The sequence below is a fragment of the Phormidium sp. CCY1219 genome, assembly GCF_055795085.1.
The window spans coordinates 1-1,567 of sequence record NZ_JAYFEQ010000170.1; the positions used below are offsets into that span (position 1 = coordinate 1).

Annotated in this window: 1 protein-coding gene; it reads left to right on the forward strand. The window is 41.0% G+C overall.

Annotated features, from left to right (window positions below; genetic code table 11):
* Nucleotides 1-126: 126 nt before the first annotated feature.
* Nucleotides 127-1,536, forward strand: a complete 1,410-nt coding sequence (locus AC0QH1_RS01000) for a transposase (protein WP_324628864.1) — start codon at nucleotides 127-129, stop codon at nucleotides 1,534-1,536.
* The last annotated feature ends 31 nt before the right edge of the window (nucleotides 1,537-1,567 follow it).

The following is a 1,567-nucleotide window of genomic DNA, read 5'->3' on the forward strand; positions in this document are numbered from 1 at the left end:
CTGGACAGTGAAAAGTTCTCTATGACCCCGAGAGTGTCGCTCTATGACCTCAAAAAAATGGACCGGCATAAAACCAGTCCATAAGTCATACTGGTAAGTATTCTACGCTTAACCAGTATTACCATTATGGCCCCAAAAGATCGAATTGAACAAATCCTCCAAAGTCTACGACCCGCATTCAGCCGTGAGGCGGCGTTTGAATGGTTCGTGATTATGGTCTGGGGCATTCTGTTATGCAATCGATCCCCTGCCATCACCAGTTATCTGAATGCAGTGGGCCTAGGTGAATTCTACTATGACCATGCTCTCCATTGGTTTCACGCTACAAGTTGGAGTGCCAAAACATTATCGCTCCAATGGCATCAATGGTTGATTTCTCATAACCATGTCAAACGGTTGAAAGGTCAACCTATTTATATTGGGGATGGCATTAAGGTGGCGAAAGAAGGCCGAAAAATGCCCCTTGTTAAAAAATTACACCAAGAATCAGGTAATGTAACCAAACCGGAATGGATTCGGGGTCATTATTTTGGAGCTATTAGTCTTTTATTACAATCTAAGGATTCTTTAGTCGCTGTCCCGATTACGTTTGAAATTCAAGATGGAGTTCAAACACTTGATATAAATTCACCGACTTTAGTTGATAAAATGTCCGACTTATGTAGGGCTTACATGAAAGCTGGAAGTTACGCCATCTTAGATGCCTATTTTGCTTCAAAAAAATTAATTAAGCAGTTTCGGTCTGACTCAATTCATTTAATTACCCGGGTCAAGATTAATACAGTTGCCAAGCATCCGTTACCACCGTCCCCTGTGAAAAAAGGTCCTGGCAGACCTCGCACTTGGGGACCAAAGCTGGAATTACGCACGTTATTTAATGACCCCAATTCTTTAACAACTGAATCGTTATCCCTTTATGGAAAGAAACAGAAAGTCAGTTATCGTACAATAGATTTACATTGGGACTGTCCCGAAAATTTAGTGCGTTTTGTTTTGGTATTGTGGCCGGGAGGAAAACAAAGCATTCTGCTTTCAACAGACCTGGATTTATCGGGAGTAGAAATCATAACGGCTTATAGTTGGCGCTTTAAAATTGAAGTGACTTTTCGGACATTAATCGAACTTTTATCTGGCTTCAACTATCGGTTTTGGATGAAAAATATGGCTCCATCTTCCCGGGAACCTAAAAATATGAATATCCAAGACTACTCTGATAAGGACCTGGTGAATATCCAAGATAAAATAGAAGCATTTGAACGGTTTGTCAATCTAAATGCTTTAGTTTTAGGGATTTTACAAATTCTGAGTTTATCCATGCCCTTGACGATTTGGCAAGGTTTTTCGGGTTGGTTCAGAACCGTACCTAGCAGTGGTTATCCGAGTGAGCAAATTGTTCGGCTTACTCTACAACAATCGGCCCCTTCTATTTTAGCTGAAAGTCCACCCAGCTTACTTTTGACAAAATTCCTTCAGGCCAAAGAGTTATTCATGCAGATGGCCATACACAGACGCATTGGACCGTTAAAAGCCCCTTGATAATGATCTCATAGAACTTTTCACTGTCCAG